Source organism: Polaromonas sp. P1_F1 (assembly GCF_056405795.1).
The window spans coordinates 280,039-306,416 of the sequence record NZ_JBFUBJ010000005.1; the positions used below are offsets into that span (position 1 = coordinate 280,039).

A 26,378-nucleotide genomic window follows, 5' to 3' on the forward strand; every position below is an offset into this window, starting at 1 on the left:
CTTATATCTGCGCGGCGCGCTTGTAAGCTTGCGCAGCACCCGCCTCGTCCTCACGCTGCTCAGCCAGCAGCGCCAGGGCGCGCCAGGCATTGCGGTGAAGCGTTACATCCTGAAGCGCCGGCGCCGCCTGCGTCAGCAACTGGCGGGACTTGCCCCAGAGTTGGCGGCTCAGGCAAGCCATGCCCGCCAGGTATTGCAGGTTGGCATCGCGTGGACGGCTGAGCTGTGCGTTTTCAATGCGGGCCAGCCAGGCCGCGTCCAGCGAATCGAGGCCTGTTTCGAGCACGCTGATCAGCTTGATGCGCAGGTTGTCGCCGATCTCCGAGCGAGGCTGCATCGTGCGGTCCCAGACCTGCAGCAGCCAGCTGCGGGCCAGTTCCGGGTCACCGTGCAGCGCCATCAGGCGCGACGCCGCATGCACCACCAGCTCGGGCATGGCGCGTTCGGTGTCATCCAGAGAGAACCAGGCCTGCTGCAGCTGCGCGGGGTCGTGCGCATCGTTCAGCAGCTCCAGGGCCAGGCCGCGCACAATGCTTTGCGCCGCCGCCTGCGAAAAAGCGCGGTGCTTGGCCAGCAGGCGCGCGGTTTCCAGCGCTTGCGCCGTGTGCCGCGCATGCCGCGAGGCACGCAGCTTCATGCGCAGGGCCAGCGTGCGGCGCGATGCCCCCTGCGGAAGCTGGCCCAGCCAATCCAGTGCCGCACCCGCGTCACGGTCGTCCAGCGCCCAGCGAGCCGCACGGAACTGCACGCCCTCGCGCACTTCCTGCGCATGGCGTGAGCTCTTCAACGCCAATTGCAGGTGCTGGTCGCGCAAGCTCTTGTTTTGGAGCGCCTGCGCGGCTTCGGCCACCAGAAGATGGGCCAGCGAACGCAACTGTCTGCCGCGGCTGGTGCTGTGGCCTGTCACATGGCCGGATTCGTCGGTCAGCAGGTTCAGGCTCTTTGCCTGCGCAAGCGCATTTTGTGCCGACTTGGTCGAGCGGATGTAGCGCCCCGCCAGCAGATGCGCCAGAGAATCCATGAGGGCGCCGTACATGGCGCGCTCCTTTTGCTGGGCACGCCAGCGCCTGGCTTCCGCCGGCAGCGAAAACACCGCCGACAGCGCGCGCAAGGCCAGGTACAGCACCAGGAAAAGCGCTGCCAGCAGCATCACCATCAGGTTGAAGGAAATATCGACACGGTGCGGCGGCCAGAAGATGGTAACCACGGCCTGGTTGTTGCCCGTAAACAGGGCCACGGCAACGGCTACGCCAAACAGGGCCAAAAGCCAGAGGGCGGCGCGCATTGCTGGTTCCTGCCTTTTCCCGCTCAGCGGCCTGCGGCCGCTGTGGCCAGCGCGGCCATGGTTTCGTCCAGGCGCGGAAGCTCGCTGGTTTTCAGCTGGCCCTGGACCTGGGCCAGCAACTGCGCTGCGGCCTGCGTTTTGCGGGACGAGGCATCAAAATATTTGCCCAACCAGGCATTGGCACTACCAAGGTCGGCGCGCACCGAATCCGTCTGCCGCGACAACAGGCCCAGGCGCGCATTGAGCAGGCGCAGCTTGAGGTTCTCCCGCAGGAAAAACGACTGCTCCGGCGACACAAGGGCGGCCTCGGGCTGGTCAATGCGGCTCACGCGCAGCAGCTTGCGTGCTTCTTCGCGCAGGTTGTCCAGCGTGCGCTGCGACCAGGCATCGAGAGCCAGCTTGTCGAATCCCAGCATGGAAGGCTTGCTGGCGGAAGATGCCGCCGACGCAGCAGCGCGCGGCGCGGAAGCCGGCGCGGCCGCCGCGGGCAATGGACGCTGGCCGGCTGCCACCATGGCGTTGGCCACCGGCAGGTCGTCTGCCATGCGGACCAGTTCGTCGAGCTTGAGCATGAGAACCGGCACGTCGGTCAGCGTTGCGGCCTTGATGCGGTCCATGTCTTTGGCAATGGCGCGTTGCAGCGGGTTCAGGCGCGGCTGCGCGGCGCGCGACAGGCGCTGGTCGGCCGACTTGAGTGCGGCCAGTAGCGGTTCGGCGCTGCCGGTGAGCTGGGCCTGCTGCTGGGCCAGGCGCAGGGCCGACTCCACATCAACCACCAGATTCTCATCGCGCGAGCGCGACAGGCTCTGCATGAGCTCCTCCAGCTGGGTGCGCTGCAGGCTGACTTCGCTGATGCGGGTTTCCTGGATGGCCAGCCGTGCGGAAAGTTCGCGCGTACCTTCCTGGGCCTGGCGCGCCAGTGTGCGCGCTTCAATGGCCTGCGCGCCGGAATCAATGCTGCGGCGGGCCAGCTCTTCCTGGATATTGCCGAGTTTTTGCCACAACAAGCCGCTTACCAGCATTCCCGCAGCCGCCAGCGCGGCAACCAGAAACGCCCATTTGCGCGGCACCACCCAGACGTCGGGCGAAACGGGTTGCGGGGGAAGCGGCACCAGCGCGCGTTCCAGCACCGGCTCGTTGTCTGGCGTGGAGGATGGAGGCTGGGCGTTAGGGCTGTCACTCATGGATAAAGAGATTCTATCGAGGCAAGTGTGTCCCTGATGTCCTTCAGGGCAGGACGTGACGCCACAACAACACCCCAACCGGCAGCACGCACGGCTTCCTCAATCCGCGGATGCGTGGCCACCGCGCGGGCGCGGCGCCAGTCTACCCCGGCCAGCGCAGGCAAGGCCGTCAGGTTGGCCACGGCTTCAGAGCTGCTGAAGAGCCATACAGACCCATCCACGGTGGCCGCGCGCGCGCGCTGAAGTTGCGTTTCGTCGAGCACAGACGCAAGGCGCCGGTAAACCCCCACAAAATCCACCTGCGCACCAGCAGCCTCCCACTGGCGGGCGATCCAGTCGCGGCCGGAAGATGCCGTGGCCCCAGACGAGGCAGCACCCTCCCCCCGCACCACCAACACGCGCTTGCCCTGCCAGTCGCGCTCGCCTATCACGGCCCACAGGGCTTCCGAATCAAACTGGGCCGCATCGGCCGGCGGCGCATCGATCTGCCCGGCAGGAACCCCGGCGGCTACCAAAGCCGTCACAGTGCCCGGCCCGGGCGCCAGAAAACGCAGCGCAGCCGGCAGCGTTGTATCGGCATTCGCTATGCTATTGATAGCTACTTGCGCTTGTCCCGTATGGGCTGCAGCCATTTTTTGTTTGAAAAAGTACTCCACCGCATTGCCGCTGACAAACATGCAGGCGGCGTATTGGCCCAGTGTTTGCCAGACGCCCTCCAGCGCGGCCGTATCCAGAGCGGGGGCGATATCAATCAGCGGCAGGGCCTCGGCGGCAAAGCCCCCCTGCTGCAGCTGCTGCACCCAGTGCTGCGCATCCTGCTCGGGCCGCGTCACGATGACGCGGGTCATAGTGCCACCCGGAGGCACCGGCGCCTGTAGCATCAGGCGCCCGGGGCTTTGCCGGCCCACACGGCGCCGCCGGCGCGCAATTGTGCCGCCACGGCCTCGCCCAGGGCCTCGGCCTCGGCAAAACTGCGCACCACGGCGGTCTGGTTGACCTGTACCAGCGGCGCCAGTGGGCCCGCAATGGCGGATGGCGCCTCGGCGCTGGCCGGGTCGCCCCAGGCGGCATTGAGCTGCATGGCGTCCCCGTTAGCAGCACCCTGCGTAAAGGCCGCCAGCGGCATGGAACAACTGCCGCCCATGGCGCGCGACACCGTGCGCTCGGCCGTTACCGCCAGCCAGGTCGGCTGGTGCGCCAGCGTGGCAAGCGCGGCCATCAGGTCGGCGCGGTCGGCGCACACTTCAATGCCCAGGGCGCCCTGACCTGCGGCCGGCAACATGTCTTCGGGCTCGAATGCGCTGCGGATGCGTGACTCCAGACCCAGGCGCTTCAGGCCCGCAGCCGCCAGCACGATGGCCTGGTACTGGCCTTCGTCGAGCTTGCGCAGGCGCGTGTCGAGGTTGCCGCGTAGCGGCTGTACGACCAGGTCGGGACGCATGGCCTTGAGCAGCACCAGCCGGCGCAGGCTGGAAGTGCCCACCACGGCGCCCTGCGGCAGATCCGCGAGTGTGGCAAATTGATTAGAGACAAAAGCATCGCGCGGGTCTTCACGCTCCAGCACACAGGCCAGCGCAAAACCTTCGGGCAGGTCCATGGGCACATCTTTCAGCGAATGCACCGCCAGATCGGCCCGCCCTTCGCTGAGCGCTACCTCGAGTTCCTTGACGAACAGGCCCTTGCCGCCGACCTTGCTCAGCGAGCGGTCCAGTATCTGGTCGCCCTGTGTGGTCATGCCCAGCAGTTCCACCTGCCAGCCCAGGCGGGCCTCCAGCAGCGCCTTCACATGCTCGGCCTGCCACATCGCCAGGCGGCTTTCGCGGGTGGCGATGACCACTTTTTTCATATCATTCGGTCTGGATTCAAACGCTGCGGACACTCGTAACCTGCTTGTAATACTTGGGGGGAAGTGAATGCTAGCATGCAAGGCTAAAGAACTAGAGGGTAGAGATGGTCACTTCCGCGCGCGCCAAGAGGGTTAAACCAAACGTCAACGAGGGCGCCAAAGACGCCGCCGCGGCCGGTGCAACCAAAACGTTCAGTCGTTCCAGAGACAACGAACGCCCGCTGGTCGAAGACATCCGCCTTTTGGGCCGTATCCTGGGCGACGTGATCCGCGAGCAGGAAGGCGTTGCCGCCTACGAACTGATCGAACAGGTGCGCAAGCTCTCCGTCAGCTTCCGGCGCGACGCCGATCCCGAAGCCGACAAGTCGCTCAAAAAATTGCTCAAGGGCCTGTCAGGCGACCAGACGGTCAGCGTGATCCGCGCCTTCACTTATTTCAGCCACCTGGCCAACCTGGCCGAAGACCGCCACCACATCCGCCGCCGCGCAGTGCATGAGCGCGCGGGCGACACCCAGGAAGGCAGCATCGACGTAGCGCTGGCCCGACTGCGCTGGGCCGGCATCTCGACCAAAACCATTTCCACCACCCTGGCGCACAGCTTTGTCTCGCCGGTGCTGACCGCCCACCCGACCGAAGTGCAGCGCAAAAGCATCCTGGACGCCGAGCGCGACATCGCCCTGCTGCTGACGGCGCGGGACGACATCAAGGCGTTGGCGCAAGCTGTCAACGCCGCCAAGGATGCGCTGACACCGCGCGAGCTGACCGCCAATGAAGCGCAGCTTCGCGCCCGCGTCATGCAGCTGTGGCAAACCCGGCTGCTGCGTTTTTCCAAACTCACCGTCGCCGATGAAATCGAAAATGCGCTGAGCTACTACGAAGCCACTTTCCTGCGGGAAATTCCCAAGCTTTACGCCAACCTGGAACGCGAGCTGGGCAACCAGCCGGTGCACAGTTTTCTGCGCATGGGCCAATGGATAGGCGGCGACCGCGACGGCAATCCCAACGTCAGCGCCGACACCCTCAATTACGCGCTGGGCCGGCAGGCAGAAGTGGCGCTGCGCCACTACCTGACCGAGGTGCATTTCCTGGGCGGCGAGCTCTCGCTGTCAGCCATGCTGGTCGAGTTCAGCCCCGCGATGCGGCTGCTCGCCGAAAGCTCACCCGATACCAGTGAACACCGCAAGGACGAGCCCTACCGCCGCGCCCTCACCGGCGTCTACGCACGCCTGGCCGCCACACTCAAGGACCTGACCGGCGGCGATGCCGCGCGCCATGCCGTGGCGCCGCAAAACGCCTACCTCAAGTCGGAAGACTTCCTGGCCGACCTGCGCACCATCGAAGACTCCCTCAAGGCCCATCACGGCGAAGCACTGATCGCCCAGCGCCTGCACCCGCTGATCCGCGCGGTCGAAGTGTTCGGCTTTCACCTGGCCACGGTCGACCTGCGCCAGAGTTCCGACAAGCACGAAGAAGTGGTGGCCGAACTGCTGGCCGTTGCACGCATCGAGGCGAATTACGGCAAGCTGGACGAAGCGGCCAAACGCGCGCTGCTGATGGGCCTGCTCAACGATGCACGGCCGCTGCGCGTGGTCGGCACCGCATATTCAGCCCACGCCCGCGGTGAACTGGCGATTTTTGAGGCGGCCCGCATCGCGCGCGCGCGCTTCGGAAAGGAAGCCATCCGACACTACATCATCAGCCATACCGAGACCGTGAGCGATCTGCTCGAGGTGCTGCTGCTGCAAAAAGAAGTCGGCCTCATGCACGCCACGCTCGACAGCCACGCCACCAACGACCTGATCGTCGTGCCGCTGTTTGAAACCATCGAAGACCTGCGCAATGCCGCGCCCATCATGCGCGAGTTCTATGCCCTGCCCGGCATCGCCCAGCTGGTCAAGCGCAGCGGTGCCGAGCAGGACATCATGCTGGGTTATTCCGACAGCAACAAGGATGGCGGCATCTTCACCAGCAACTGGGAGTTGTACCGCGCCGAGATCGCGCTGGTCGAGCTGTTCGACGAACTGGCCAACTCGCACAACATCCAGTTGCGGATGTTCCATGGCCGCGGCGGCACGGTCGGCCGCGGTGGCGGTCCGAGCTACCAGGCCATCCTGGCGCAGCCGCCCGGCACGGTGCGTGGCCAGATCCGTTTGACCGAGCAAGGCGAAGTGATCGGCTCCAAATACGCCAATCCGGAAATCGGCCGGCGCAACCTGGAAACGCTGGTGGCCGCCACGCTGGAGGCCACACTGCTGCAGCCGACCAAGCCCGCTACCAAGGCCTTTTTGCAAGCCGCCGCCGAGTTGTCACAGGCCAGCATGGCGGCCTACCGCAACCTGGTTTACGAAACCCCCGGGTTCACTGAATACTTCTTTGGCTCCACGCCAATCCGCGAGATTGCGGAACTCAACATCGGATCCCGCCCGGCGTCACGCAAAGCTTCGCAGAAAATTGAAGACCTGCGTGCGATTCCCTGGGGTTTCAGCTGGGGCCAGTGCCGCCTGACCCTGCCCGGCTGGTACGGCTTCGGCTCGGCCATCGAGCAATTCCTCCAGCAGGGCGGTACGCCCGCCAGCCGCAGGGAAGCGTTGGCATTGCTGCAAAAAATGTATAAGCAGTGGCCGTTTTTCCGCACCCTGCTCAGCAACATGGACATGGTGCTGGCCAAGAGCGACCTGGCGTTGGCCTCACGTTATTCGGAGCTGGTGGGCGATGCGCGCCTGCGCAAAAAAATCTTCAGTGCGATAGAGTCCGAATGGCACCGCACGGCCGAGGCGCTGACGCTGATCACAGGGGAAAAGCAGCGGCTGGCGGGCAACGCCGCCCTGCAGCGTTCCATCCGCCACCGTTTTCCGTACATCGACCCCCTGCACCACCTCCAGGTGGAGCTGGTGCGGCGCTACCGCGCCGGCCAGGCCGACCAGCGGGTGCAAACCGGCATTCACATTTCCATCAACGGGATTGCCGCGGGCCTGCGCAACACAGGCTGAACGGCCGTGAACAACAGGCAGCCATGCAGCGCGTGAGAGGTTTCCCGCTGTAGGGGTATTGCCAGGGGCGCATACTGTAGGCCTTGTCCTAGACAAACTCCAGCGTCTTCTGATGGCCCCGCGAGGGGCCGGTGCGTAGCATGGTGTCAGACACGGAGCAACGCGGGTATTTCGCCACGCGTTGCCCAAACCAGCTTACCCCCGGAGCGCAAAATCATGACTACCCTGGAGATCATGGCCGACTCACCGTCCGCCATTCAAAACGATTTTGTTTCCACCGACGCCGCCGATCTGGCGTCACACATGGATCAGTGCGCGCATTCGCGCAGCCGGTTTTTTACGCTCCAGTCCGGGCTTCAGTCCGCGCACTCCCTGGCCTCACCGCGCATCATCACAGTCGCGGCCATACTGGCTATTTTTCTTGGCCTGTTAGCCGTAGCCTGAGCGCGTGACCACCGCGGTCATCGAGCGGCTGGACACCCTAAGCGCCTACGCCCGGCAACTGCTCGCCTCCCGCCAGGGCGGCGCAGAGCAGCCCATCCGCGCCGAACTTTTCGGTGCACAACGCTTTGAGGAGCACGGCCGCAGTCTGGCCGCAGCCCAGCCCGTCAGGCCTGCTGGCAGCCCTGATCACGGTCCGCCTTTTTTCCCGCGCGTGCAGGAAAACATCGCCGCCATCCGTCTTGCCTACGACTACATTGCCCTGACTTCGCTGACAGGCCACTACGTAACGCCGGCCGCCGAATGGCTGCTCGACAATTTCCACCTTGTCGAAGCCCAGCTGCAACAGATCCAGGATGGCGTCCCCCTGCGCTACTACGCGGATCTGCCCAAGCTGGCGAGCAAGCCGCTGGAGGGCCTTCCCCGGGTATACGGTATTGCCTGGGCCTATGTAGCACATACCGACAGCGTGCTGGACCCGGAGCTCTTCACGGCCTTCCTGCATGCCTACCAGGAGGTCAGTGAACTCAATCTCGGCGAACTCTGGGCCTTGCCAACCACGCTGCGCGTGGTCCTGCTGGAAAACCTGCGCCGTATGGCCGACCGCATCGCCTGGAACAAGGTGGCCCGCGAAGTGGCGCATGCCACCTGGGACAAGGCCGGCGTACTGAGCCTGCAGGATCTCGACGAGCTGTATGGCCTGATGCAGGCCCATGGCCTTGAACGCAGCTATCTCACGCAGCTCTGGCAGCGCATGCCTGCCGAACGTGAAGAGCCGGACTCGCCTTCGGCGCCACCCCTCGTCCGCTGGACCGAAAGGCATTGCGGCGATGCCCTGGGCATGATCGGCGAAGGGCAAACCACCCAGGTCGCCGCCAACCTGACCGTCAGCAACATCATCACCACCCTGCGGCTCATAGGCCAGGTGGAATGGGTGGAGCTGATCGAGCCGGTCAGCCATTCCCTGCAGGTCTTGCGCCGGCTGCCAAGCTTTTCCCGCGAAAGCGAGATGACGCGCCAGCAGATCACGCGCGCCATGGAGCGTCTGGCGCAGCAAACCGGCAAATCCGAGCGCGCCGTCGCCGAAGCGGTACTGGCCGCCGCGCACCAGCCCAACAACGCCCCGGCAGCCCACACTGCCGGCTACTACCTGATTGGGCCGGGCCGCCCCCTGCTGGAAGCAGCATTGCAGCCCGCCGCAGCGCTCCACAAATCATCGCCGGCCCCTGAAACACCGCGTGCCTGGCGCCTGCCGCTCTACGCAGCCGCATGGATTGCCGGAACCGCTGCATTGCTCAGTTGGGCCGCACACCCGCTCGCCACGCTACCCTGGACGGCGTGGGTAGCCCTGGTGCTGATGGCCTGGCCAGCGTCGGAAGTGGTCGCTGCGCTGATCCACCGGCTGATCGCTGAATCCACACGCATACAACCCCTGGCCCGTCTCGACTTCAGCACGGGCATCCCGGCTGAACACCGCGTGCTGGTGGTGATCCCTTCGATGCTTTCTTCAGCTTGCGCCAACAGCGAACTGGTGCACCGCCTGCAGCTGCACTGGCTGGCCAGCCGCGAAACCCATGCGCAGTTTGCCTTGCTGACAGACTGGGACGACGCCGACGCCGAGAGCATGGCCGGCGATGCAGAGCTGCTCGAGGACGTCCTTGTCAAACTGCGCGCGCTCAACGCAGCCTGCCCGCCGGCGAGCCCAGCCTCACCGGCAAGGTTTTTACTGCTGCATCGCCCGCGCAGCTGGTCCGCGACGGAGCGCCGCTGGATCGGAGCGGAACGCAAGCGGGGCAAGATCGAAATGCTGTTGCGGCAACTGGCCGGACACTCGTCATCGCCGTTTATCCCTGTGGACGTCAACATGCAGCTGGCACCGGGCATACGCTACGTGCTGACGCTTGACAGCGACACCAGCCTGCCGGCGGGTTCCCTGCGCGAACTGGTGGCCATCGCTGCGCACCCGCTGAACACGCCGCACGTCAATCGCGAGACGCGGCGCGTGACCGCCGGCTACGGCATCCTGCAGCCCCGCGTGGCCATGCCCCTGTCGGCCCATCACGAGCGTTCACCTTTCCATGCGATGTTTGCAGGCCAGCGCGGCCTGGATCCTTACAGCAACGGCACCTCCGACCTGTACCAGGACGTGTTCGGCATGGGCAACTTCATCGGCAAGGGCCTGTTGCATGTCGAGGCCGTGCATGCCGTGCTGGACAGCCGCATGCCCGACGGCGCCATCCTGAGCCACGACCTGCTGGAAGGCAGCATTGCCCGCTGCGGCTACGCAGGCGATGTCGTGCTGATGGAAGAACATCCTCATCACGCAGGCGTGGCCGCATCACGCGTGCACCGCTGGACGCGCGGCGACTGGCAATTGCTGCCGCTGATGCTGCATGCGAAGCGCTACGGCATTGATGCCCTGGGCCTGTGGCGCATGGCGGATAACCTGCGCCGCTCGATGATCGCCCCGGCCTGCTTCGCGCTTCTAACCTGGACAATATTCACGGGTACGCTGCCTGTGGCGACGGCACTGGTTTTCACCGTGCTGGCATTCCTGGCCGGCCCCTTGATGGGTGCGCTGGCAGGGCTGGTTCCAACGCGGCGAGGCATCGCCTGGGGGCACTTCTTTGACGTCGGCATGCGCGATGTGGCGCGCAGCATGGCCCAGGCGCTTTGGCAATTGAGCCAGCTGCCCGCCCTGGCCGCCCTGTCGTTCGACGCCATCACACGGGCCCTCTGGCGCATGGCCATCAGCCGACGCCATCTGCTGCAGTGGACCACTGCCGCCCAGGCCCAGGCTTCCGCCCAATACACGCTGGGCGCTTTTGTCCGCAACCATGCTCCGGTGTCCGCGTTATGCCTCGCGCTGGGCACAGCCGCGTGCTGGGGGCCGCATCCCCTGATCGGTCCGGTGCTTTTCCTGCTGTGGGCGCTGGCGCCCGCAGTGGCCTGGTGGGGCAGCAAGCCGGCTGTTCGCGCGCCATATCTGTCACTCAGCACCGCAGACCGCGCCTACCTCATGAAGCTGGCGGCCCAGACCTGGCGCTTCTTTGAACGCTGCGTCGGCCCCGAAGACCACCACCTGCCGCCGGACAACCTGCAGATGGAGCCGGAACCGACGATCGCACACCGCACCTCGCCAACCAATATCGGCCTGTACCTGATGGCTGCAGCCTGCGCGCGCGAGTTCAACTGGATATCCACCGCCGAGCTGATCGCGCGGCTGGGCGCCACGCTGGGCACGGTCGAAGCCCTGCCCAAGCACCAGGGCCACCTGCTTAACTGGTATGAAACCCGGTCGCTGCAGGTGCTGCCTCCGGCCTATGTTTCCACCGTAGACAGCGGTAACCTGGCCGGCCACCTGCTGGCCGTCGCGCAGTGTGTTCGCCAGCTGGCGGCGCACCAGGAAACCTTGCCAGGCGAATCCGCCGAGCTCCTGGAATTGGGTGCCCGTTGTGAAAAGCTTTGTATGGCGATGGATTTCGGCGGCCTTTACAGCCCCAAGCGCCACCTGTTTCATATCGGGCTGCGTGTGCACGAGCAGGCACTTGACGCCAGCTATTACGACCTGATCGCCTCGGAGGCGCGCCTGACCAGCTTCCTGGCGATTGCCAAAGGTGATGTGCCGCGGCGCCACTGGCTGGCGTTGGGCCGCGCCTTCCTGACGGTGGGCGTAACGCCCGGCCTGAAGTCCTGGTCGGGCTCGATGTTTGAATACCTGATGCCTTCGCTGGTCATGAGCGAGCCCGACGAGGGCCTGCTGCATGTGTCCGGCCTTGCGGCCGTCAAGGAGCAGCAGGCCTGGGGCCAGGCACAGGGCCTGCCATGGGGCGTTTCGGAGTCGGCCTACTTTGGGCAAGACCATACGCTGGCCTACCAGTATTCGCCGTTTGGCGTGCCGCGGCTGGCCCTTCGACGGACCCCGCCGGCCGACCGCGTCGTGGCGCCCTATGCCAGCATCATGGCATCCCAGTTCACGCCGCAGGAGGCGGTGGCTAACCTGCGCCAGCTTGAGCAATGGGGTGCGCGCGGCGAATACGGTTTTGCCGACGCGCTGGATTTCACCGTCGCCAGGCAACCGGGCGCCCAGGCGATGAGCCTGGTCAACACCTACATGGCGCACCACCAGGGCATGTCGCTGGTGGCACTGTGCAATGTGCTGTGCAACGAAGCGCCGCGCCRCTGGTTCGCTTCGGCGCCGCTGGTGCAGGCTTTCGAATCGCTGCTGCATGAAAAGACGCCGCGCCAGATCATCGAAAGCGCAGACCCGCGCGCATTGCCCGAACCCGCGGAGCTGGCCGAAGCACGGCTGTACCATTCGCGTGAGATCGACCCGGCCATGCCCGGCTGGCAACCTACACAGCTGCTGTCCAATGGGCGTTACAGCGTCGCCCTGCGCGCCAATGGGGCCGGTGTCAGCCGCTGGCGCACCGCAGGCAAGACCTACAACATCACCCGCTGGCGCGACGACCTGCTCCGCGATGCCTGCGGTACCTTCATCTACCTGCGTCCGTCCGGCCAGGAGCAGGCATGGTCCCTGACGCAACATCCGGCGCCGCATCCCGGCTGGCAATACAAGGCCACCTACCTGCCGGACCGCGTGCAATTTGACGTGAATTCCGATCAGCTGGAGGCAAGCACCAGCGTACTGGTCAGTCCCGAGGACGACACTGAAATGCGCAACGTCACGCTGCGCAACCTGTCGGCTACGGAGATGACGCTCGACGTGATTTCATGCTTTGAAGCGGTATTGACCGATCCGCGCGCCGACGAGGCCCATCCGGCATTTTCGAACCTGTTTGTCCAGACACGCTGGCATCCCGAATGGCGCGCCCTGCTGCTGTCACGCAAACCCCGGCTGCAGGGCGATCCTGTCATGGCGGTCGCACATTTCCTCGCCAATTCAGAAGCCAACGTCCGCGCCATCGATTTCATCTCGGACCGCCGCGCCTTTCTGGGCCGTAACCGCGAGCCCGGCCACCCGGCACTGCGGGCAGAGGCGCACGGCCAGGACGGCTCACCCATCAACGGGCTGGACCCGGTTGCGGGCCTGCGTCTTCGCATCCGCATTCCGGCGGGCGGCGTGGCCCGGCTCAGCTTTGCCACAGCCGCCGCGTCCAGCAGCGACGAACTCGCGGCACGCATCGACAAATACCTGCAGCCCATGCACGTGGAGCGCGCTACCCGCATGGCCGCCACGCTGGCCCAGGTGCGCCTGCGCGACCTCGGGGTCGACCCCGAGGAAAACGCGGCGTTGCAGGACCTCAACACCGCACTGATGTACAGCTGTGCCCGGCCGATGGCGGAACGCGGCCTGCTGGACCAGCGCCAGCTCTGGCGTTTCGGCATCTCGGGAGACAAACCCATCGTACTGGTGCTCATCCACTCCAGCAACGGGATGGCGCTGGTGCATTCATTGCTGCGGGCCCAGCCCTGGTGGAGTTTCTGCGGGCTGGGTACCGACGTGGTCATCCTCAACAGCGAAGTCAACTCCTACCTGATGCCCTTGCAACGCGACATCCTGGCGCTGCGCGACCGCACACTGCAACAAACGGAAAATAGCTTTCCGCGCAGCGACGCCGGTGGCTTTTACCTGCTGCGCGACCAGGAAATCGTGCCCTCGGAAAAAGCCGCACTGACGGGGTTGGCACGCGTCATTCTTGTGGCAGACGGCAGGCCGCTTGAACAACAGGCCGCAGCGCTGCGCAACACGGCCAACGCCCAGCGCCGTGCGGGCCCCGCCACCCGTCCGCTGCCGGCACTCTCCTCCGGTTCTGCCAGCGCCACCGGGCAGCCAGAAGCACTGCAGACACCCCGGGGACACTTCGATGCCGGCACCGGCGAGTTCCGGTTTGACGTTGACAGCCTGCATCGTCCGCCCCGACCATGGATCAACGTGATCGCGAATCCCTCTTTCGGCTTTCAGGTGTCGGAGACCGGCGCCGGCTACACATGGGCAGTCAACAGCCGGCTGCACCAGGTCACGCCCTGGTCCAACGACCCGGTGGCGGATCCCACCTTCGAGCACTATCTGCTGCAGGATGTGGACACGCAGCAAGTGCTGGCATTAAGCCCGTCGGCACAACACGGCCCGGCGCCTGCCTGCCGTGTGCGTCACGGCCAGGGCTACACCGTATTCGAATGCCAGCACGGTGCGCTTCATGCGGAAACCACTTTTTTTGTTGATCAAACTGATCCGGTCAAACTGGTGCAGGTCACGCTTCATAACCAGGGCAGCGCCACGCGCAAGCTGCGCGCCCTGGCCATGGTCGAATGGCAGATGGGTGCTGCACGCCACGAACGCCGCACCATACATGCGTGGAAAGACAAAGACAGCCTGCTGACAGCCGTGTTTGCGCAGCAGCGTGAAAGCCGGGCGGGCTTCGGCGGCAGCACGGCGTTCCTGTCGCTGACCGGTTTGCCCGGCACACCCGAGTGGACCTGCGACCGAAGCGAATTTTTCGACGCAACAGGCCGGCTGGTGCTTCCTTCCGCCCTGGGCCAGAATGCTGCCGGCGGTGCGGACCCCTGTTCTGCACTGGCAGGCGAGTTCTCCCTGCCTCCCGGCCAGACTCTTGCGTTCACCTTCCTCCTCGGCCATGCCGGGGACGCCACGCAGGCGCTGCAACTGGCACGCAGCTGGCAAGGCAAAGATGCGGCGCAGGCGCTTGAACAGGTCAAGGCTTATTGGTCCGGGTTGCTGGGCAAAGTCCAGGTGCAGACGCCCGATCCGCTGTTTGACGCCCTGGTCAACCGCTGGCTGCTCTACCAGACACTGGTGTCGCGCCTGTGGTCCAAGGCCGGTTTCTACCAGGCCGGCGGCGCATTCGGCTTTCGGGACCAGTTGCAGGACGCCATGGCCTTCGCCGTCATTGAACCGGGCCGCCTGCGTGCGCAAATCATGCTGAACGCCTCGCGCCAATTCCCCGAAGGGGATGTCCAGCACTGGTGGCACGCGCCCGGCGGTGAAGGCGTGCGCACCCATTTTTCGGACGACTTGCTGTGGCTGCCCTATGCCTGCGCCTGGTATGTCCAGGTCACAGGCGACACCAGCATCCTGGATGAAGAGGTTGCCTTCATCGACGGACCGTCGATTCCCGAAGGTGCGGAAGACGCGTATTACGCGCCGCAAACCAGCGGACAAACCGCCACGGTGTTCGAACACTGCGCCCGTACCCTGGACCGCAGCCTGGCCATAGGCGCACATGGCCTTCCGCTCATGGGCACGGGTGACTGGAACGACGGCATGAACCGCGTGGGCCACGAAGGCCGCGGCGAGTCTGTCTGGCTGGGCTGGTTTTTATGCCGCGTGGTCAATGACTTTCTGCCCCTGGCCGCATCGCGCGGCGACGACGGCCGCGCGCAACGCTGGCGCCAGGCCCGCTCCGGCTGGGTTGCCGCCCTGCACGACGCGGGCTGGGACGGTGCCTGGTTCCGCCGGGCGTTCTTCGACAACGGCGCACCGCTCGGCTCCTCCACCAATGATGAATGCCGCATCGACCTGATTGCACAAGCCTGGTCGGTTCTCTCCGGCGCCTCCACCGAGGCCTTCATCGGCCCGGCCATGCAGGCCATGAATGAACAGCTGGTGGACAACGAAACGGGCCTGCTGCGCCTGCTGGCGCCACCGCTGGAAAAGTCGGACAACAACCCGGGCTACATCCAGGCCTACCCGCCAGGCGTGCGTGAAAACGGCGGTCAGTACTCGCATGCCGCCGTCTGGGCCATGATGGCGCAAGCCATCACCGGCGACACCGAATCCGCCTGGGAAAGCTTCAAGGCACTGAGCCCGGCCCACCGCAGCGAGCACCCCGTTCGCGGTCCCGCCTATGAGCTGGAGCCTTACGTGATGGCGGGAGACATCTATGGCGCGGCCCCCTATGTAGGCCGCGGCGGCTGGAGCTGGTACACCGGCTCGGCTGCGTGGCTGCACCGCGCGGCAATGGAAAACATTCTGGGCCTCAAGGTGCAGCAAGGCGCGCTGTCGCTGTCGCCCCGCGTGCCGGCACAATGGCCCTCGTTTGAGATCACGCTGCGCCTGCAGGAGCGCGTGGTGAAGCTTCGGTGGCAACGCGCAGGGCTTGCCGCAGAAGACAGCTTCAAGCCCGACCTGGTGATCACGCCAGGACAGGTGGTGCTGCTGGCCGAGCTGCCGGCGCAAGCAGCGTTGCTGGTGCAGGCTGAAGAAAGTTGAATTTCGGGCCGCTATTGATTTAATAGCTGCTCGTGCTTTTCACGTATGGGCTGGAAGCCTTTTTTACTTATAAACGCCCCTTCTTTGACTCCAGGGCATCTCAGGCGTTCGTCAGGTCGCCCAACATCGACGGTGTGCGGCGCCTCGCAGGGGGCAGGTGCACAGGCACTTCGCCCGCATCCACGGCTTCAATCAGGCCCGACGCCAGCAACGAACGCAAGGATTCATCAAGTGATCGCGGCGGCATGAACTGCTGCAACTGCTCAAACCACACGCCCGTGCCGCACATCTCCAGTACATCGTGCAGGTAGCGCGACAACGAGCCCGTGGTCTGCGCTTTGGTATTGACCGTGTCCACACAGGCGCGGCCTCCCGGCGTCAGCCGGTAACAGCGTAAGGCGAGGCCTGGAAGAGGGGGCGCGTGGGTCGAGGTCATGGGTGTTTCCTTCAGCAGCACTCATGGTGAATCTGTAGGCAACGAAGTATTCTTGACGGAAATCAAGAATGAGGCCCCACCTGACACGGCGTTCTTGACGGCAGTCAAGATTTGGGTGTTTAGAGCGCTCCTGCGTGAGATTCGCCCGGTTTGCAAAGTGCAGTCAAGTGAAGCGGATGAAAGAGGTGAGGTCAGGTGCTGATGGCATTGGTAAATGTCAGCCGGTTACCAAAAGGGTCCCTGATCGACATGTCCCGGCTCTCCCACGCTGTGTCTTCAATTCCGGGACGGGCGTGCTTGTAGTTCTTCGCCAAAAGCTGCTGGTGATACGCATCAAGCCCATCCGTTTCAATCCGCATCGCCGCGCCCGGGCTGCAGTCGCCGTGGTGCTCCGACAAATGCAGCACGCAGCCGCCTTTGGAGATTTGCAGATAGAGCGGCATGCCGGGCTCAAAGCGATGTTCCCAATCGACCTTGAAGCCGAGGAAGTCGATGTAAAACTCCTTGGCCTTGGCTTCATCGAAGATGCGAAGGATGGGGGTGGTTTTTCCGAAGCTCATAACTGCAACTTTCTTGTCCAATTGAATAGTGGCCCGGCATAGGACCCAAAATTGCAGATTAACATTTGCCCAGACTCTCGCATCAATTCAAGAATCAGGCCGTCAAATGCACACCGTCATCATCACTGGCTGGGAAGCCGGCTTCCTCAAGGTTTCTCATTCCAAGTTGCTTCAAGAGACTGCAGCCATGTCGTTGAGCGAGGCGAAGGCAGCCACAGATTCAGTGCTGGAAGGTACGCCCGTATCAATCCCGGTGGCAACCGAGGTCGCGGCAGAAAGCCTTGTCATGCGCCTGCGCCAACTGAAGGCGATTGCTCACGTGGCCTAGCTTTCCTCCGAATAGATATTTCAAAGATCCTCTATCAAGCCACCCTGTCAAACACCAGCATGCTCACCATCGAAGAACTGTGGTTCCGCTACCCCAACCCACAGGTTGAAATCCTTGCCAACTGGTCCGGCGAAATCCCGCCAGGCGTCACGCTGGTGCAAGGCGGCGACGGGCGCGGCAAGAGCACCCTGCTTCGTTTACTGGCGGGGGCCTTGCCTGCCGATAAGGGAAAGTTGACGCTCAATGGCATCTCGCTCAACGACAAGCCCGACGCTTACCGCCGGCAGCTCTTCTGGATGGAGCCGCGCGCCAACACGTTTGATCAACTCACGCCGGCGCAGTATTTCGAAGATGTTCGCAGCCGGTACCCGGGTTTTGATGCGAATTTGGTAGTGCCGCTGGTCGACGGCCTCGGGCTTGAGCCGCACATGGGCAAGCAGCTTTTCATGCTGTCCACCGGGTCGAAGCGCAAGGTCTGGCTGACAGCGGCGTTTGCATCGGGTGCGGCGGTGTTGTTGCTGGATGAGCCCTTTGCCGCGCTGGATGCACCCTCGATTGCCTTCGTCAAAGGACGGCTTCAAGACATTTCAGCGCATACAGGGCGCGCTGCCGTGATTGCGGACTATGAGGCCCCCAGCGGAGTGCCGCTGGCCGGTGTGATCGACCTGGGCGACTGAACGGGAACCGAATTACTTCGGAACGAAAGCCAGCTGCTGCGCGACAAACCCGTCAAAGGCTTTGAGCAACGGCTGGTATTTTTCGGGATCACTTTCCAATTGCGCCAGTGCCGCGCACGTTGCCTCCAATGTTGAGAGCTGCCCCGGCTTGTGCGCCTTGCGGATCAGGTAGTTTGAGGCCGGCATATCCTCCAGCGACAAGCGAGGGAGTTGCCGCAGCACCGGACTCAGGTGCAGCATCTTGCGGCTTTTGCGCCAGGTGCTGTCCAGCACCACGAGCCGCACGCGCGACGGGTCTTTGAGTTGCGCGGTATCCACGGCGGCTGCTTTGTCTTCCGGCGTCTGCGGATACAGGAGCACGGTGTACCTCGTCTCTTTCAGCACATCATGCAAGCCAGCCTCGTCAAAGGCTTCACCCGTCAGCATCCGGCTGCGCGGCAAGCTCAGATGCAGCAGGCAGGCACTGTTTTTGGCGTGGTCGACCTCCAGCGGGTGCTGGAGGATAAGCACTTCCGCTTCATGCGCCGTCGGCCTGATCCAGGCGCAGATGCAGGCGCTTTGTGGGCGAAGGCACGCGGCGCAGCGCGGGCGTGTCACGGGCAGCGACCCGTCTCAGGGCTTGCGCTTGTCGGCCACGTCTGCCTTGTCGCCATCGACATAGGCATTTCTCAGATGCACCGGCTTGCTCTTTTTCTTGCGCATGCGGATGTTGAGCATTTCCACCGCCACAGAAAACGCCATGGCAAAGTAGACATAGCCCTTGGGCACATGATGGTCCAGGCCCTCGGCGATCAGCACCACACCGACGACGACAAGGAAGGACAGCGCCAGCATCTTGATGGTCGGGTGGTCGGAGACAAAGCGGCCGATGGCCGGAGCGAACAGCATCATGAGGCCCACCGAAGCGATGACCGCGGCAATCATGACCGGGAGGCTGTCAACCATGCCGACTGCGGTGATGATGGAGTCCAGCGAGAACACCATGTCGACAATCATGATCTGCACGATCACGGCCGCAAATGTGGCCTTGACCGCACTGGAGGCGTGGCCTTCCTCGCCCTCCATCGACTGGTGAATTTCGCCGGTGCTCTTCCAGATCAGGAACAGGCCACCGGCAATCAGGATCAGGTCGCGCCCCGAGATTTCCTGCTTCAAAATGGTGAACAGCGGATCCACCAGCCCGATGATCCACGACAGCACAAACAGCAAGCCAATGCGCATGAACATCGCCATAAAAAGACCCAGGCGCCGGGCCAGTTCCTGCTTGTCCTTGGGCAGCTTGTCCACCAGGATGGAGATGAAAATAATGTTGTCAATGCCCAGCACCAGCTCCAACGCAGTGAGCGTGGCAAAAGCAATCCACATTTGCGGATCAGTCAGCAGTTCCATCATGGCTTTTTTTCCTCATTCTTTTCAACTATTTAGCAGACATAGCAGCGACCACATGAATCTAGACCAGCATGAGCCGTGGAACCGGCTTTGCCGGGCCACAGGCGGGCGGCCCCCTCGGGGGGCAGGGAGCTACACGAAGTGAGCGATCGTGGGGGCCATATCAACTGCCGAGAAACTCACCAATCGGCTTCAGGTCATCGATGCGGTCGCAAATCGATTTGACAATCATCAGGATGGGAATGCCGAGCAACAGGCCCCATACCCCCCAAAGCCAGCCCCAGGCCAGCAAGCCGACGAACACCGCCACCGGACTCATACGGCTGGCGCGGCTGGTAAGCCACGGCGTCAGGAGGTTACCCACCACGGTGTGAATAGCCAGCGAGGCCCCACCCACAGCCAGCGCCATGTTGAGCGAGCCAAATTGCATAAAGGCCACCAGGGCCGATGTCGCCGCCGTGACCAGCGAGCCTACGTAAGGAATCAGGTTCAGCACGGCAGCGGCAACGCCCCACACGGCGGGGTTTTCCAGCCGCAACGCCCAAAGCGCAAGCCAGGTCAACACCCCGACCAGCGCACTGGTCAGCAGCTGCACCTGCAGGTAGCGCTGAATCTGGTCGGTGATCTCATTGAGAGCCTGCAACGTGATTTTTTTGCTGCTGATGCTGGAGCCCGCAAGCTTGATCAGCTTGCGCCGGAAGCTGTCGCCCGAAAGCATCAGGAAGTAGGTAAAGAAAATCACCACGGTCGCCTGGCCGATCAGTGCAATCAGCCCGATGGTGCCTGACCAGAGATAATTTTTGATGTTGAAACGGGCAGGCTCAACCACGACACGCATCGCCCCTCGCGTGTTGCTGGTCGCAGCACTTTCCTGCGCGGCCTGCTCAAGCTGTGCGGCTGCTTTCTGTACGGTTTCCAGTGCACTGTCAGACTGGTTGGTGCGCACCTTCACGGCCTGGCGGAATTTCTGCGCCGCAGCCGGCAGCGCTTCCAGCAGCTGCGCCGCTTCGTCGCTGAGCGAATACGCCGTCGCACCGATGCTGCCCACAATCGTCAACAACACCACGGCGGCGCTCAGCCAGCGTGGAACGCGTTTCGTTTCAAACCAGTTGACCACCGGTGAAAAAGCATAGCTGAACAGCACACCCAGCATCACCGGAATAAAGACGGCCTTGGCCCAGTGCAGTACAAACAGGCAGGCCAGACCCGCCAGTACCACCAGCGACATGCTGCGGATATCGACCGGAACCCGAACATGCAGCTGTTCAGGATCGCCCGGCACTACTGGCGGCGCCGCGCGTACGACACGCTCTGCGGGTTCTTCGTTCATGTGTCTCCCATATCCGTTTTTGTGCCGGGGCGCGCGTAACGAAATTTGCGCAATGGAAGCCCCAGATAGTACTTACGCAGGTATTCAAACCGAGCTGGCCAGGAAAATGTGTAGGACGCTTTCGCCGGAACGTACCAGCTGTTCAAGCCGGTTCGCAGGATCAGCTGGTAGCCGTTGTCGCGCATCAGGTCGTGCTTTTTATGATGGGTCACGTGATCCTCAATCAGCACCAGGCGGGGCTGCCAGCGTGCAAAGTTGAAACCGGACAACGCAACCAGTTCGTGCCCTTCGATGTCGATCGACAGGAAATCAAACCCCTCTGGCACAGCATTTCCTTCCAGGATGGCATCCAGCGTCTCGCACCGTACCTGTACCGTTGAACGGACCACGGCGCCCATGGCAATAGGCCTCGCTTCGAGCGTTGAATGGGGTCCGGCCCGATTCAAATCCAGGTACCTTCCTGCGTTTTCAGGGCTGGAACAAGCCATTTCAATGACCACGCCGGTTCGACTCCTGCGCAGCAGCTCACAACAGTCCGGGTCAGGTTCCACGAGGAGGCCCGTCCAACCCATCTGTTCCAGATGCTGAGATTGCGAATCCAGCACCGGATCGTTAGCCCCTATATCAACATAAAAGCCAGTCTTGCCACCGAAGAAGTCGCGTACGAGCTGGCGCTCTACGGCAGGCTCATTGCTGAAGCGGCTGACGTGCCGCTGGATGAAATCGGCACGTGTATGCATAAACAGGATGTTGGATTGGAAGAAGCAGCAAGAGAAATGAAATCAGGCCGCAATGGCTTCCCGAACGGCGCTGAGCTGGCGCCTGGACACCGCCAGCAGTTCATCAATACCATTGAGCCGTACCGCCCAGCCCTCGCCCTCTTCTGGATCAAAATGTTTTTCCAGCGCGCGCACGGCCCGGCGCGCAATCAGTGCGTTGCGGTGAATGCGCATGAAACGGGTCGCGTGGCGCTCTTCCAGCTCGCTCAGGGAACCATCGAGTATGTAGCTGCGGGTCGCGGTACGCACAGTGATGTATTTGAGTTCGGCTTTGAAATACAGCACCTCGGCCAGCGGCACACGTTCGGTGCGGCCGCGGTCCTGGATGATGAGCGTTTCTTCCGCCACATCCGCCGTGGACATCCGGGCAGACTGGCCCAAACGCTCTACCTTCTGCAACGCTTGCTGCAGGCGTTCCAGGCGCACCGGCTTCGTGAGGTAGTCGACGGCCTCCAGTTCAAAGGCCTGTACGGCATGTTCGGAATGGGCCGTGACAAACACCAGGGCAGGTGGCTGTGCAAGTGAAGCAATGGTGCGTGCCAGCGCGATACCGTCAACGCCGGGCATGCGGATGTCAAGCAGCACCGCATCGAATGACTCACGCTGCAAGGCCTTCATGGCCTGAACAGCATCGGCGGCTTCAGCTGCCGCCACTGCAGCCGGGGCGGTGCAATCGCCCAGCAGGGTGCGCAGGCGCGAACGCGCCAGGGCTTCATCGTCAACTACCAGTACCTTGAGCGTCATGCGGGAATCTCCAGTCGAACCTGAAATATGCCGTCCTTGAACACGGTCTTGAATTTCGCCTCGACATCATGCAGCAGCGCAAGGCGTTCGCGCACATTGGCCAGCGCCAACCCGTGGCCGCGCTCACCGGCGCCTGCGGGGGTTGAATTGGTCACCTTGATCACCACCGTGCTGCCTCGCCGGAGGGTGGATATTTTCAGCTGCGCGCCGCTGGCGCTGGGTTCCACGCCATGCCTGACGGCGTTTTCTACCAGCGGCTGCAGCAGCAGTGGTGGCAGCTTGGCCTGGTCCGCTTCGGTGTCCAGGCTCCACTGCACCTGCAGCCGCTCACCAAAGCGGATCTGCTCAATGGCGAGGTAACGCTGCGCCAGCGCGATCTCCTGGCCGAGCGTCACGGATTCGGCCGGGTCGGCCAGTGCGCTGCGAAAAAGCTCACTCAGGTCTTCCAGCACCGCCTCGGCCTTGGCGGGCTCGGCACGCACCAGCGCAATGGCGCTGTTCAGGGTATTGAAAAGAAAATGGGGGCGAATGCGCGATTGCAATTCGGCAAGGCGTGCCGCCGTGGCTGCCGGCGTACGCGCCTTGGCCCGCCAGAACAGCCCCGCCAGCATCATGGCGGACAGCAAGGCACCCGCCGCCGCACTGGCCCACCAGGGCACCGGCTGGAGCAGGCCCAGCAGGGCCAGCAAGCCACAGCCGTACAGCCCCGACACAACACCCAGTGCAATACCCGCCGCCCACTGGTGCGAAGGCTCCAGCCGGTTCAACTGCCCCTTCAGCGCACACACCGCAATCAGCCAGGCCAGGGTGGCCGGCAGCACACCGCCGGTGAGCAGTGAAAAGCTCAGCAGCCAGTCCAGGGGTTCGCGCGCAGCGAACATCACACACACGCCGGTCACCGCCTCTACAAACAGCACGGCACGCAAAACCACACCCACGTGGCAAGCATCAAACATGCTGGTACGCGTGGAAGTGCGCGGCGCCGCTTCCTCATCGCCTGGAATAAAGCTGCCCAGCAACGTGGATTCGCTGAAATTCTTCTGATCGGGCACAGGCTTCATGGACGTCGGCGGCTCTTCGGTATCGTGGAAAAACGGATCAGCTGGGGCAGCGCACGGCAGGGGTTTCCCACGGGGTCCGGCACCCAGATAAAATCATTGGGAAGAGTATTGCACTGCCCAAGGCGATTCGGCCATGGGTTAAACACTATTTAGGCCCGGCCGGCTGCACAACTGCCCGAAATGGCGTGCTTTACCCCACAGACCGGCCAGCGACTGCCTCAAAGAAAGCCTGACGTGAATCAATTCGACAAAAAGTCCCAAGCCTGGTCCGCCCTTTTTTCCGAACCCATGAGCGACCTGGTGAAGCGTTACACGTCCAGCGTGTTTTTTGACAAGCGCCTGTGGCAAGCCGACATTGCCGGCTCACTCGCTCACGCCGAAATGCTGGCAGCGCAAAAGATCATTCCCGCCGCCGACTACGCCGACATCCAGAAAGGCATGACGCAAATCACGTCCGAAATCGACTCCGGCGCTTTTGAGTGGAAGCTGGACCTCGAAGACGTGCACTTCAACATCGAAGCGCGCCTGACCCAGCTTGTGGGCGACGCCGGCAAACGCCTGCACACCGGCCGCAGCCGCAACGACCAGGTCGCCACCGATGTGCGCCTGTGGCTGCGCAGTGAGATCGACCTGATCGGCGGGCTGCTGACCGACCTGCAAAAAGCGCTGGTTGACATCGCCGAGAAAAATGTCGAAGTCATCCTGCCCGGCTTCACCCACCTGCAGGTGGCCCAGCCGGTGAGTTTTGGCCACCACATGCTGGCCTATGTGGAAATGTTCAGCCGCGACGCCGAGCGCATGCTGGAGATCAGGAAACGCGTGAACCGCCTGCCGCTGGGTGCTGCAGCACTGGCCGGCACCAGCTACCCGCTGGACCGCGAACGCGTGGCCAAAACGCTGGGCATGGTCGACGAAAACGGCAAGCCACAGGTCTGCCAGAACAGCCTGGACGCCGTGAGCGACCGTGACTTCGCGATTGAATTCACGGCAGCCGCGTCGCTCGCCATGGTGCATATCAGCCGCATGAGCGAAGAGCTGATCTTGTGGATGAGCCAGAACTTCGGCTTTATCCACATCCCCGACCGCTTTACCACCGGCTCGTCCATCATGCCGCAGAAGAAAAACCCCGACGTGCCAGAGCTGGCGCGCGGCAAGACCGGCCGCGTGGTCGGCCACCTGATGGGCCTGATCACGCTGATGAAGGGCCAGCCCCTGGCCTACAACAAGGACAACCAGGAAGACAAGGAGCCGCTGTTCGACACCGTCGACACGCTCAAGGACACGCTGCGCATCTTTGCCGAGATGGTGGCCGGCATCACCGTCAAGCCCGAAGCCATGGAAAAGGCCGCGCTACGCGGCTACGCCACCGCCACCGACCTGGCCGACTACCTGGTGAAAAAAGGCCTGCCCTTCCGCGATGCCCACGAAACCGTGGCCCACGCCGTCAAAGCTGCCACCACCCATGCGGTGGACCTGTCCGAGTTGCCACTGGCTGTGCTGCAGGAATTCAACCCCAGCATCGAAAAAGACGTGTACGACTGCCTGAGCCTGCGCGGCTCGCTGAACGCCCGCAACATCCTGGGCGGCACGGCGCCGGCGCAAGTCAAGGCACAAATCGCGCGGCACCGGGCGCGGCTGGGCTGAACTGAGCCGTCGGCGGGAGCATGTTTTACGCAATTCCGCTGGAAAACCGGCCGACCTGGAGCAACCCGCCATGGTTGACGATTCTGCTGATCCTGGTGAACATGACGGTGTTCTGGGGCCCGCAGCGCGCCGAGGAAAATGCGCAGAACAAGGCCGCGGTCTTTTATCTCTCGAGTAGCCTGCCGGCGCTGGAACTGCCCGCTTTCGTCGGCTGGCTTGAGGAGACCGGATCATCCCGCGCGCCGGCAGCCAGGCGCATGCTGGAGCAGCGCCGCTACGGCGAATTGCTCGACGGCCTGGAATACGAAAAAACCTTCCTGGCGCGCCTGCACGCCGGCCTCGTCGTCCGGCCCGGGAACCCGGCCCATCCGCAGTGGCAGCAGGATAGGCGCCGCTACGAAGGAATGCAGCCGGCCCCCTTCACCGCCCACTGGGCCCAAGACAACAGCAAGGACGCACTGCTGCGACCCGTGACCTGGATCACCGCGGCCTTCCTGCATGCCGACACCAGCCACCTGATCGGCAACATGGTGTTCCTCTTCCTGTTTGGCTTTTCAGTCGAACTCGCGTTAGGCCGCAGTCTTTATCTGGCGTTTTATCTCGCGGGCGCACTGGGTGCTTCGCTGCTGGCCGGTTGGGCCTATGCCGGGCAGGGCGGCTACGGCCTGGGTGCCTCCGGTGCGGTTTCCGCCCTGATGGGCATGTATGCCGTGATGTACCGCCTGCGCCGCATCCGCTTTTTCTACCAGCTGTTTTTCTATTTCAACTACGTCACAGCGCCCGCGCTGCTGCTGCTGCCCGCCTGGATCGCCAACGAACTGCTGCAGCATGTCATCGGCGGCAAGGGCGTGGCCTATATGGCGCATCTGGGCGGGCTGCTCACCGGTGCGCTTCTAATGGCCGCGGCTATGCACTGGCGCAAACTCACGCCACCGCCCGCGGCGGCCGAGCAGGCCGAAGACGGATTCGAGCGGCATGTCGCCGAGGCCAAACGGCTGGCGGCCGAGATGAAATTCGACGCCGCCTGCGCGCAATGGCGGGCCGCGGCGAAACTGCGGCCCACCGACGGCGAAGTGCTGCGTGCCTGGTTCAACACCGCGCGGCTGCAGCCGGCCGGCGAAGATTTCCACGGTGCCGCGCGCCGCATCTTCCGCCTCGCGCCCAGCGACGACGCCACACTGGAACTGCAGCATGCCAGCTACCGCACCTATCTGGACCAGGCCAAACCCGGCGCGCGCCTAAAACCCGATGACATGGCGCGGCTGGCGCGCCGCTTCACGCGCGCCCGCCAGTTCGATGACGCCGACAAGTTGTGCCGCGCGCTGCTCAAAAGCGCGCCGGAGCATTCGGGACTCGCCGACACGCTGGGCGTCTGCGCCCAGGGCTGGTTGCGCGCAGGGCAGCGCGAGCGCGCCTTGTATTGGCTGCCGCACCTGCAGCGGCTCGCCCCCAACGACATGGCCACGCGCGCGCTCGCGCAGGTCTGAACC

At 63.6% G+C, this 26,378-nt stretch carries 19 protein-coding genes; 7 read left to right on the forward strand and 12 right to left on the reverse strand.

The annotated features are described in order from the left end of the window. Window position 1: 1 nt before the first annotated feature. Genes AC1DZE_RS15805 through hemC form a run of 4 tightly spaced genes read right to left on the reverse strand, consistent with a single transcriptional unit; the run spans window position 2 to window position 4,315 of the window. Window positions 2-1,285 (reverse strand): heme biosynthesis HemY N-terminal domain-containing protein, encoded by a 1,284-nt coding sequence (locus AC1DZE_RS15805; protein WP_477671296.1) that lies wholly within the window; start codon window positions 1,283-1,285, stop codon window positions 2-4. Between the two features lie 23 nt (window positions 1,286-1,308). Continuing rightward, a complete protein-coding gene (locus AC1DZE_RS15810) occupies window positions 1,309-2,469 on the reverse strand; it encodes a uroporphyrinogen-III C-methyltransferase (protein ID WP_477671295.1) in 1,161 nt (386 codons plus the stop codon). After that, entirely contained in the window at window positions 2,466-3,317 is an 852-nt protein-coding gene (locus tag AC1DZE_RS15815) for a uroporphyrinogen-III synthase (RefSeq protein WP_477671294.1), read from the reverse strand. Before AC1DZE_RS15815 ends, AC1DZE_RS15810 begins: the two co-directional genes overlap by 4 nt. Window positions 3,318-3,349: 32 nt before the next feature. Then, the gene (gene hemC, locus AC1DZE_RS15820; RefSeq protein WP_477672027.1) at window positions 3,350-4,315 is read right to left on the reverse strand and encodes a hydroxymethylbilane synthase; all 966 of its coding nucleotides are present in this window, start codon (window positions 4,313-4,315) and stop codon (window positions 3,350-3,352) included. 104 nt (window positions 4,316-4,419) lie between these two features. Between hemC and ppc the strand changes: the two genes are divergently transcribed. The 3 genes from ppc (at window position 4,420) to AC1DZE_RS15835 (ending at window position 15,940) form a co-directional block, all read left to right on the forward strand. Next, window positions 4,420-7,305 carry a phosphoenolpyruvate carboxylase gene (gene ppc / locus AC1DZE_RS15825; RefSeq protein ID WP_477672028.1) on the forward strand — a complete coding sequence of 962 codons (2,886 nt, stop codon included), beginning with the start codon at window positions 4,420-4,422 and terminating at the stop codon, window positions 7,303-7,305. Window positions 7,306-7,521: 216 nt separating this feature from the next. Next, complete coding sequence (locus AC1DZE_RS15830; protein ID WP_457279414.1) at window positions 7,522-7,749, forward strand: hypothetical protein; 228 nt, start codon at window positions 7,522-7,524, stop codon at window positions 7,747-7,749. Between the two features lie 4 nt (window positions 7,750-7,753). Beyond that, entirely contained in the window at window positions 7,754-15,940 is an 8,187-nt protein-coding gene (locus AC1DZE_RS15835; RefSeq protein ID WP_477700271.1) for a GH36-type glycosyl hydrolase domain-containing protein, read from the forward strand. 100 nt (window positions 15,941-16,040) lie between these two features. On the opposite strand, the gene AC1DZE_RS15840 is transcribed toward AC1DZE_RS15835, so the two are convergent. Both AC1DZE_RS15840 and AC1DZE_RS15845 read right to left on the reverse strand, forming a co-directional pair. Further along, window positions 16,041-16,376 carry a hypothetical protein gene (locus tag AC1DZE_RS15840; RefSeq protein ID WP_477671290.1) on the reverse strand — a complete coding sequence of 112 codons (336 nt, stop codon included), beginning with the start codon at window positions 16,374-16,376 and terminating at the stop codon, window positions 16,041-16,043. Between the two features lie 191 nt (window positions 16,377-16,567). Next, on the reverse strand, window positions 16,568-16,936 hold the full coding sequence (locus AC1DZE_RS15845) for a glyoxalase superfamily protein (protein ID WP_477674598.1): 369 nt from the start codon (window positions 16,934-16,936) through the stop codon (window positions 16,568-16,570). A 106-nt stretch (window positions 16,937-17,042) separates the two neighbouring features. On the opposite strand from AC1DZE_RS15845, the gene AC1DZE_RS15850 reads away from it, so the two are divergent. Both AC1DZE_RS15850 and AC1DZE_RS15855 read left to right on the forward strand, forming a co-directional pair. Then, on the forward strand, window positions 17,043-17,264 hold the full coding sequence (locus tag AC1DZE_RS15850) for a hypothetical protein (RefSeq protein ID WP_477671288.1): 222 nt from the start codon (window positions 17,043-17,045) through the stop codon (window positions 17,262-17,264). A gap of 59 nt (window positions 17,265-17,323) precedes the next feature. Then, window positions 17,324-17,941: an ABC transporter ATP-binding protein gene (locus AC1DZE_RS15855; protein ID WP_477700272.1), complete on the forward strand. Its 618-nt coding sequence runs from the start codon at window positions 17,324-17,326 to the stop codon at window positions 17,939-17,941. A gap of 12 nt (window positions 17,942-17,953) precedes the next feature. On the opposite strand, the gene AC1DZE_RS15860 is transcribed toward AC1DZE_RS15855, so the two are convergent. From AC1DZE_RS15860 to AC1DZE_RS15885, 6 genes are all read right to left on the reverse strand, one after another. Further along, window positions 17,954-18,544, reverse strand: coding sequence for a tRNA-uridine aminocarboxypropyltransferase (locus AC1DZE_RS15860; RefSeq protein ID WP_477700298.1), 591 nt, complete (start codon window positions 18,542-18,544; stop codon window positions 17,954-17,956). Window positions 18,545-18,553: 9 nt separating this feature from the next. Beyond that, window positions 18,554-19,333 carry a TerC family protein gene (locus tag AC1DZE_RS15865; protein WP_477671285.1) on the reverse strand — a complete coding sequence of 260 codons (780 nt, stop codon included), beginning with the start codon at window positions 19,331-19,333 and terminating at the stop codon, window positions 18,554-18,556. Window positions 19,334-19,493: 160 nt separating this feature from the next. Beyond that, window positions 19,494-20,660, reverse strand: a complete 1,167-nt coding sequence (locus AC1DZE_RS15870) for an AI-2E family transporter (protein WP_477671284.1) — start codon at window positions 20,658-20,660, stop codon at window positions 19,494-19,496. Next, the gene (locus AC1DZE_RS15875; protein ID WP_477700273.1) at window positions 20,657-21,400 is read right to left on the reverse strand and encodes an FkbM family methyltransferase; all 744 of its coding nucleotides are present in this window, start codon (window positions 21,398-21,400) and stop codon (window positions 20,657-20,659) included. The genes AC1DZE_RS15870 and AC1DZE_RS15875 overlap by 4 nt, the downstream gene beginning before the upstream one ends. Window positions 21,401-21,442: 42 nt before the next feature. Next, complete coding sequence (locus AC1DZE_RS15880) at window positions 21,443-22,183, reverse strand: LytR/AlgR family response regulator transcription factor (RefSeq protein WP_477671282.1); 741 nt, start codon at window positions 22,181-22,183, stop codon at window positions 21,443-21,445. Next, window positions 22,180-23,244 carry a sensor histidine kinase gene (locus AC1DZE_RS15885; protein ID WP_477671281.1) on the reverse strand — a complete coding sequence of 355 codons (1,065 nt, stop codon included), beginning with the start codon at window positions 23,242-23,244 and terminating at the stop codon, window positions 22,180-22,182. Before AC1DZE_RS15885 ends, AC1DZE_RS15880 begins: the two co-directional genes overlap by 4 nt. Window positions 23,245-23,478: 234 nt before the next feature. On the opposite strand from AC1DZE_RS15885, the gene argH reads away from it, so the two are divergent. Then, on the forward strand, window positions 23,479-24,888 hold the full coding sequence (gene argH, locus AC1DZE_RS15890; protein WP_477700274.1) for an argininosuccinate lyase: 1,410 nt from the start codon (window positions 23,479-23,481) through the stop codon (window positions 24,886-24,888). Window positions 24,889-24,908: 20 nt separating this feature from the next. After that, on the forward strand, window positions 24,909-26,375 hold the full coding sequence (locus tag AC1DZE_RS15895) for a rhomboid family intramembrane serine protease (RefSeq protein WP_477673007.1): 1,467 nt from the start codon (window positions 24,909-24,911) through the stop codon (window positions 26,373-26,375). Window positions 26,376-26,378: the final 3 nt, after the last annotated feature.

Coding starts and splice junctions, on each gene's coding strand:
- ppc (WP_477672028.1), top strand. CDS start 4,420: ATGGTCACTTCCGCGCGCGCCAAGAGGGTTAAACCAAACGTCAACGAG.
- AC1DZE_RS15870 (WP_477671284.1), bottom strand. CDS start 20,660: ATGAACGAAGAACCCGCAGAGCGTGTCGTACGCGCGGCGCCGCCAGTA.
- AC1DZE_RS15850 (WP_477671288.1), top strand. CDS start 17,043: ATGCACACCGTCATCATCACTGGCTGGGAAGCCGGCTTCCTCAAGGTT.
- AC1DZE_RS15885 (WP_477671281.1), bottom strand. CDS start 23,244: ATGAAGCCTGTGCCCGATCAGAAGAATTTCAGCGAATCCACGTTGCTG.
- AC1DZE_RS15865 (WP_477671285.1), bottom strand. CDS start 19,333: ATGATGGAACTGCTGACTGATCCGCAAATGTGGATTGCTTTTGCCACG.
- AC1DZE_RS15810 (WP_477671295.1), bottom strand. CDS start 2,469: ATGAGTGACAGCCCTAACGCCCAGCCTCCATCCTCCACGCCAGACAAC.
- hemC (WP_477672027.1), bottom strand. CDS start 4,315: ATGAAAAAAGTGGTCATCGCCACCCGCGAAAGCCGCCTGGCGATGTGG.
- AC1DZE_RS15840 (WP_477671290.1), bottom strand. CDS start 16,376: ATGACCTCGACCCACGCGCCCCCTCTTCCAGGCCTCGCCTTACGCTGT.
- AC1DZE_RS15855 (WP_477700272.1), top strand. CDS start 17,324: ATGCTCACCATCGAAGAACTGTGGTTCCGCTACCCCAACCCACAGGTT.
- AC1DZE_RS15815 (WP_477671294.1), bottom strand. CDS start 3,317: ATGACCCGCGTCATCGTGACGCGGCCCGAGCAGGATGCGCAGCACTGG.
- AC1DZE_RS15805 (WP_477671296.1), bottom strand. CDS start 1,285: ATGCGCGCCGCCCTCTGGCTTTTGGCCCTGTTTGGCGTAGCCGTTGCC.
- AC1DZE_RS15845 (WP_477674598.1), bottom strand. CDS start 16,936: ATGAGCTTCGGAAAAACCACCCCCATCCTTCGCATCTTCGATGAAGCC.
- AC1DZE_RS15895 (WP_477673007.1), top strand. CDS start 24,909: ATGTTTTACGCAATTCCGCTGGAAAACCGGCCGACCTGGAGCAACCCG.
- AC1DZE_RS15880 (WP_477671282.1), bottom strand. CDS start 22,183: ATGACGCTCAAGGTACTGGTAGTTGACGATGAAGCCCTGGCGCGTTCG.
- AC1DZE_RS15875 (WP_477700273.1), bottom strand. CDS start 21,400: ATGCATACACGTGCCGATTTCATCCAGCGGCACGTCAGCCGCTTCAGC.
- AC1DZE_RS15830 (WP_457279414.1), top strand. CDS start 7,522: ATGACTACCCTGGAGATCATGGCCGACTCACCGTCCGCCATTCAAAAC.